General features: G+C 70.3%; 8 protein-coding genes. 5 read left to right on the plus strand and 3 right to left on the minus strand.

The features are described 5' to 3' along the window. Positions 1–381, minus strand: a 381-nt coding sequence (locus VGD44_RS13745) for a glutathione S-transferase N-terminal domain-containing protein (RefSeq protein WP_331087951.1), incomplete at its 3' end; no start/stop codon positions are given. Positions 382–502: 121 nt separating this feature from the next. On the opposite strand from VGD44_RS13745, the gene VGD44_RS13750 reads away from it, so the two are divergent. The 4 genes from VGD44_RS13750 (at position 503) to VGD44_RS13765 (ending at position 4647) form a co-directional block, all read left to right on the plus strand. Further along, complete coding sequence (locus VGD44_RS13750) at positions 503–922, plus strand: GNAT family N-acetyltransferase (RefSeq protein ID WP_331087953.1); 420 nt, start codon at positions 503–505, stop codon at positions 920–922. An 88-nt stretch (positions 923–1010) separates the two neighbouring features. Next, a complete protein-coding gene (locus VGD44_RS13755; protein WP_331087956.1) occupies positions 1011–2870 on the plus strand; it encodes an AMP-binding protein in 1860 nt (619 codons plus the stop codon). Beyond that, complete coding sequence (locus tag VGD44_RS13760) at positions 2871–3779, plus strand: glutathione S-transferase family protein (RefSeq protein WP_331087958.1); 909 nt, start codon at positions 2871–2873, stop codon at positions 3777–3779. A gap of 10 nt (positions 3780–3789) precedes the next feature. Next, complete coding sequence (locus VGD44_RS13765; RefSeq protein WP_331087960.1) at positions 3790–4647, plus strand: crotonase/enoyl-CoA hydratase family protein; 858 nt, start codon at positions 3790–3792, stop codon at positions 4645–4647. Positions 4648–4650: 3 nt separating this feature from the next. Here VGD44_RS13765 and VGD44_RS13770 read toward each other — a convergent pair whose 3' ends face one another. Further along, positions 4651–4914 (minus strand): hypothetical protein, encoded by a 264-nt coding sequence (locus VGD44_RS13770; RefSeq protein ID WP_331087962.1) that lies wholly within the window; start codon positions 4912–4914, stop codon positions 4651–4653. Positions 4915–5205: 291 nt separating this feature from the next. Continuing rightward, positions 5206–5949, minus strand: a complete 744-nt coding sequence (locus tag VGD44_RS13775; protein ID WP_331087965.1) for an SDR family oxidoreductase — start codon at positions 5947–5949, stop codon at positions 5206–5208. A 68-nt stretch (positions 5950–6017) separates the two neighbouring features. Between VGD44_RS13775 and VGD44_RS13780 the strand changes: the two genes are divergently transcribed. After that, positions 6018–6822 (plus strand): TonB-dependent receptor (locus VGD44_RS13780; protein WP_331087967.1); only part of this gene is annotated, 805 nt, incomplete at its 3' end.

Below are 6822 nucleotides of genomic sequence, written 5' to 3' on the forward strand. Positions count from 1 at the left end.
GGCGCCCCAGTTCTGCCGTTCCGCCTCGGGCGCCAGGAAGCGGCTGACGATGGGGGGCATCATCAAGGTCGCGAGGCCGGCTTCGCCCAGGTGAAGGAACTGCTGGTAGGCGGGGAAGGCCGGGTCGTCGGGCCTGGGCGCAAGCGGAGTCGGCCCGTAGCGGGCCATCACGTACTCCATGATCGCGATCGACTCGACCATGGTGACGTCGCCGTCCCGCATCACCGGTATGAAGCGGGCGGGGTTGACCGCCAGGAACTCGGCGTCCTCGCCGTCGGCCAGCATGTCCACCTGCCTCACGCGGTACGGCAGGCCCATCTCCTCCATCAGCCAGACGACCCGGAGCGATCGCGATGTCTGTCCACCGAATACGGTGATCATGCGCTGGCCCCTCCGAGTGTAAGCTATACCGTCCTCATATTCATACTAGTTGCAGATTACAATTAAGTCGAGCCGGCCGGCATTCGCCGTGACGAGCGGGATTGGGTATGGAGTCCTCCGCATGGGCTCGGGATCCGTCATCACCCAGCACGAGACCTTCGACGGCGCGGGCCTCGAAGACCGGCTCTACGAGTTCAACCGTCACGCCACCGGCTATCACGATGGCCGCGACCTGGCCTTCACCTGCGACGAGGCAGGGGAGATGGTGGCCGGGGCGGCCGGCTACACCTGGGGCGGGATCGCCGAGCTGCGCTACGTCTGGGTGCGCGAGGACCGGCGGCATGCCGGCCTGGGCTCGGCCCTGATGCAGGCGGCGATCGGCGAGGCGCGGGCGCGCGGGTGCCGCTACCTGTTCCTCTCGACCCACAGCTTCCAGGCGCAGGGGTTCTACGAGCGTCTCGGCTTCGAGACCTTGGCGACCATCCCCGACAAGCCGCTGGGCCATGCGGAGCACTGGATGCGGCTGACGCTACGTCCCTGACGGTCGCCACCTTACGTGGCGTCCCCGTTGAACGCCCCGGCGGCTGGCGTAGGCTTGCGGCCAACCAACGACAACCGGGAGGACGGGCATGAGCCCCGCCGACGACCAGGCCCCACTGGTGAACGAAGCCGCCAGGACCTTGCCGCCGTTCAAGCCGCTGCCGCAGAAGGCCCCGGACGTTTCCATCGAGAAGACCGCGGACGGGACCTACTACGTCCGTTCGAACCATCCGCCGGCCGAGGGCCCGCGCTCGATCGCGCACCTGCTGGCCGAGCGGGCGGCGGCGCATCCCGAGCGGCCCTACATCCTGCAGCGCGAGCCGGGCCATGGGCCCTGGAAGGGCGTCACCTACGGCGAGGCCAAGCGGGCGGCCGACGGCATCGCGCAGTGGCTGCTGGACCAGGGGCTGACCGCCGACGACAGCGTCATGGTGCTCTCGGCGAACTCGGTGAACCATGCGCTGATGATGCTGGGCTGCTACACGGTGGGCGTCCCGATCGCCCCGATCAGCCCGGCCTACAGCCTGATCTCCACCGACCACGCCAAGCTGAAGCATTGTTTCGGCGTGGTGCGGCCGAAGGTGGTCTACACCGAGAGCGCGGCGGCGTTCGAGCGGGCGTTCGCGACGCTCCGGGCCCTGGACGCCGACCTGCGGTTCGTCACGGCGGACGGCGCAGCGGACACGATCCCGCTTTCGGAGCTGACGTCGACCGAGCCGACGTCGGCGGTCGAGGCGGCGCGGGAGACAATCGGCGCCTCGACGGTCGCCAAGTACCTCTTCACCTCCGGCTCGACCGGCATGCCCAAGGGCGTGCCGCAGACGCACGGCATGTTCGCGGGCGTCATCGCGGGCGGGGAGGGCCTGCGCACCGAGCCGCCCGAGCCGGGCCTGATCCCGCAGAGCCTGGAGTGGATGCCGTGGAGCCACATCTCGGCCGGCACCATCGGGTTCAACGGCGTGCTGTGGGGCGGCGGGACGCTGCACCTGGACGAGGGCAAGCCGATCCCGGGGCAGTTCGAGACCACCATCAAGAACCTCTACGAGATCTCGCCGATGGGCTTCGGCTCGGCGCCGGTGGCGTTCGGGATGCTGGTGGAGGCGATGGAGCGCGACCCGGAGCTGCGGAAGAGCTTCTTCCGGAACCTGCGCAGCTGCGGCTATGGCGGGGCGACGCTGTCGACCGACGTCTCGAACCGCCTGCAGGCGCTGGCCATCGCCGAGACCGGCCACCGCATCCCGCTTACCACGATGTACGGCGCGACCGAGACCCTGGGCATCACGGTGGTCCACTGGATCACCGAACTCGTGGGGCTGATCGGGCTGCCGCTGCCGGGCATCACGCTGAAGCTCGTGCCCAACGGGTCGAAGCTGGAGGTGCGGGTGAAGGGCCCAACGGTGACCACCGGCTACCACAACGACCCTGAGAAGACCGCCGCCGCCTTCGACGAGGAGGGCTTCTACAAGCTGGGCGACGCCTGCCGGTTCCTCGACCCTGAGCAGCCGCACCTGGGCCTGGTGTTCGACGGGCGGGTCACCGAGGACTTCAAGCTGGACAGCGGGACGTGGGTGTCGGTCGGCACGCTGCGGCCCGACCTGGTGGCCGCCTGCACGCCCTACGCCTTCGACATGGTGATCGCCGGGCAGGACAAGCCGTTCGCCGGGGCGCTGATCTGGCCGTCGCCGGCGGCGATGCCGACGCTGGGCGACAACCCGCTGGAGAAGCTGACGGCGGAGCTGAAGGAACGGATCGGCGAGTTCAACCGGACGGCCGGCGGCTCGTCGCGGCGGGTCGCCCGCTTCATCGTCATGACCGAGCCGCCCTCGATCGACGGCGGCGAGATCACCGACAAGGGCTATGTGAACCAGCGCGCCACGCTCGAGCGTCGCAAGGCGCTGGTTGACGCCCTCTACACGAACCCGCCGGGACCCGGCGTGGTCGTCGTCTAGATGGGCGAGATCATCCTCCACCACTACGACACCTCGCCCTTCTCGGAGAAGGTGCGGTTGATGCTGGGGATCAAGGGGCTCGCCTGGCGTTCGGTGATCCAGCCGGTGATCATGCCGAAGCCCGACCTGACGCCGCTGACCGGCGGCTACCGGCGCATCCCGGTCATGCAGATCGGCGCGGACATCTACTGCGACAGCCAGGTGATCCTGGCCGAGATCGAGCGGCGGCATCCGACGCCGCCGGTGGTGCGCGGAGCCGACTGGGCGGTGAACCTGTGGGCCGACCGGCTGTGGTTCCAGGCCACCGTGGTGGTGATCTTCGCCGAGATGGGCGACGCCGTGCCCAAGGAGTTCATCGCCGACCGCGAGAAGCTGTCGGGCCGGCCGTTCGACACTGGGGCGATGAAGGCCGCCGCGCCGTTCATGCGCCAGCAATGGCGGGCCTATGCGGCGTGGCTGGAGGATGGCCTGAAGCAGGACGATTTCCTGGGTGGCAAGACGCCTTCGCTGGCGGACGTGGCGGCGTGGATGAACGTCTGGTGGCTGTCGGGCGCGTCGCCGACGATCGCCGACGAACTCATGGCGGGCCTGGACCGCACGCGCGCCTGGCGCGACCGGGTGCGCGCCATCGGCCACGGAAAGCGCAGCGACATGACGCCCGCCGAGGCGGTGAAGGTCGCGACCGCCAGCGAGCCCACGTCGGACGTGGCGTGCGATCCCGGCGATCCGTCAGGGGTGAAGAAGGGCGACCGGGTGGTCGTGCAGGCCGACGACTACGGCCGCGATCCCGTGGAGGGGGTGCTGGTGGGCCTGTCCCGCGACCGCATCTCGCTGGCCCGCGAGGTCGGCGAGATCGATGTGAGCCATGTGCATTTCCCGCGCGCCGGCTACGTGCTGGCGAAGCGGTAGGGAGGAAGCAATGAACGACCGGGTTGCGATCGAGATCACCGACGGCGTGGCCGACGTGCGGCTCGTGCGGGCCGACAAGATGAACGCCCTGGACAACGCCATGTTCGAGGCCCTGATCCAGGCCGGCGAGCGGCTGAAGGGCGAGCCGGGCGTGCGCGCCGTGGTGCTGTCGGGTGAGGGCCGCGCCTTCTGCGCCGGCCTCGACACGTCGAACTTCGCGGCGATGGCCTCTGGCGGGCGTTCGGGCGGGCAGAGCAGCACGGGCGACGCGCTGGTCACCCGCAACCGCACGCCGGGCGGCTCAAACCGGGCGCAGCATGCGGTGATGGTCTGGCGCGAGATCCCCGTGCCGGTGATCGCCGCGGTGCACGGCGTCGCCTACGGCGGCGGCTTCCAACTGGCGTTGGGCCCCGACATGCGGTTCGTGACGCCGGACGTGAAACTGTCGGTGCTGGAGATCAAGTGGGGCCTGGTGCCCGACATGGCCGGACTGGTGCTGATGCGCCAGTTGGTGCGCGACGACATCGCGCGGGACCTGACCTTCTCGGGCCGGATCTTCAACGGTGAGGAGGCGGTGCGGATCGGGATGGCGACGCGGTGCATCGCGGACCCGCGGGCCGAGGCGCTGGCCTACGCCAAGGAGGTGGCCGGGCGGAACCCGCACGCCATCCGGGCGGCCAAGCGGCTGTTGAATCTCGCGGCCGAGGCCGATCAGCGGGAAGTCCTGCTCGAAGAGAGCCGGGAACAGACCGCGCTGATCGGCTCGCCGAACCAGGTCGAGGCGGTGCGCGCCAACCTGGAGCAGCGGGCGCCGAAGTTCACGGAGGCCGAGGTCGAGACCCCAGGGCCGGCCTTCGGCGTCAGCTGAAGCTTAGTTCTGGGCCGCGGCCATCTGTGACTGCGCGCCGAGCTGGACGTTCGCGGTCTTCACGGCGTGCTTGAAGCACGAGGCGTACATTTCGCGCGGGAACGACGCGCCGACGACGGCTTGCGTGCAGACCTTCTTGGCGGCCTTGGCGATGTCGGCTTGCACCTGGGCGCTGGACTTGCCGTCGAGCGAGACGCGAGTCGACTGCGCGGCGGCCGGAGCAGCGATGAGGGCGGCGACGGCCGCGACGGTCAGAGTACGGATCATGGGGTTCAAATTCCGGGGAATATGGGTTCGACAAAACCCGTTCCGGCGTTCCTCTTTCAGACCGCTGCCGGTGACTAACGCGCCGGACTCGCCGTCTGTGATCCCGCTGATTCCGCGATCCTGCCGTTGACGCAAGCGTTAAGTTGTCGCGGTGCAGCACCACTGTTGCGGTGCAATATGAACGGACAGTTACCGCTGATAACCTAGGCATAGTCACGCTCTCGGCCCCGAGCGCCCGCGCAGCCCTTTCAGCGTGTTGCAGCCGGCGAACGCGGGTCGCGAGATTTTCGGCTAGCCACGGCCGATGAAGGGCATCTGGGTCGCCATCACGGTCATGAACTGCACGTTGGCGCTAAGCGGCAGGCCGGCCATGTAGACCACCGCGTCGGCCACAGCCTGGACGTCCATGACGGGCTCGGGCTTCAGCGAGCCGTCGGCCTGGGGCACGCCCTTGGCCATCGCGCGCGTCATGTCGGTGCCGGCATTGCCGATGTCGATCTGGCCGCAGGCGATGTCGCAGGTGCGGCCCTCCAGCGAGGTGGAGCGGGTGAGGCCGGTGATCGCATGCTTGGTGGCCGTGTAGGCGAACGAGCGGGGCCGGGGGACGTGGGCCGCGATCGAGCCGTTGTTGATGATCCGCCCGCCCCGCGGGTCCTGGTCCTTCATCAGGCGGAACGCGGCGCGGGTGCAGAGGAAGGGGCCGGTCAGGTTCACGTCGACCACGCGCTTCCAGTGCTCGAGGCTGTGGTCCTCGAGGGCCACAGGCGGCGCGCCGGTCCCGGCGTTGTTGAACACCAGATCCAGGCGGCCGAATCGGGCCTTGGTGGCGGCGAAGAGGGCGTCGACCGAGGCCTCGTCGGCGACATCGGTCGGTTGCACCAGGCACGGCGCGCCTTCGCCCAAGGCGGCGGTGGCGGCGAGCTCGGCCTCGCGGCGGCCGGCCAGGGCCACGCTCCAGCCGTCGCGGAGTAGCGCCAGGGACACAGCACGCCCGATACCGCTGCCCGCACCCGTGACGATGGCGACCTTCGCCATTGCGATCTCCCCCGACGCTGATAAGCCCACTAGGCCGCTTTTCTGACATACCAGCTTTACGAGGCGTGATGCCCGATTTGCCACCCCCGCCCGTCGACACCGTGGTGATCACGGCCCCGCGCCTGGCGCCGCTGGGGGGCGATGCGGTGTTCAGCGCCGTGCAGATCGGCCCCGAGGTGCTGAAGGTGGATCCGCGGCTGGACGAGGCGCTGAAGAGTGCGCCGGGCGTGTCGCTGTTCAGGCGCACGGGCAGCGGCGCGGCCAATCCCACGACCCAGGGGCTGTCGCTGCGGGCGATCGCGCCGTCGGGCGCCGGCCGCGCGCTGGTGACGCTGGACGGGGCGCCGCAGAACGACCCGTTCGGCGGTTGGGTGATCTGGAGCGGGCTGCCGCCGGAGGGGATCGAGGGCGCGACCGTGGTGCGCGGCGCGGGCGCCGGGCCGTACGGCGCGGGCGCGCTGACCGGCGTCGTGGCGCTGCAGGAACGGGCCACGCCGAACGGGATCGCCGCGGCCGAGGTCAGCGCCGGCGAGCGCGACAGCTTCCGGGCGGCGCTCGCGGCGGGCGTCCCGGGCGTGCTGCTGACCGCGGCCGGCTCGCGCACCGAGGGTTACTACGCCGTGCGCGGACCGCGCCGCGGGGCGGCGGACACGCGGCTGCGGCTCGACGACGCTTCGGCGGCGCTGCGGGTCCAGCATGAGTTCGGCGGGGTGCAGGCGGCCGTGCGCGTCTCGGCCTTCCAGGTGAACCAGCAGGCGGGCCTGCGCGGCGCGCGCTCCAACACCTCCGGCGCCTCGGCGGCGGTCACCCTGGCGCAGCCGGCGGCGCAAGGCGTCGGTGGCTGGCGGCTGCAGGGCTGGGTGCGGGCCAGCG

Source organism: Phenylobacterium sp. (genome assembly GCF_036402295.1).
GTDB lineage: Bacteria > Pseudomonadota > Alphaproteobacteria > Caulobacterales > Caulobacteraceae > Phenylobacterium.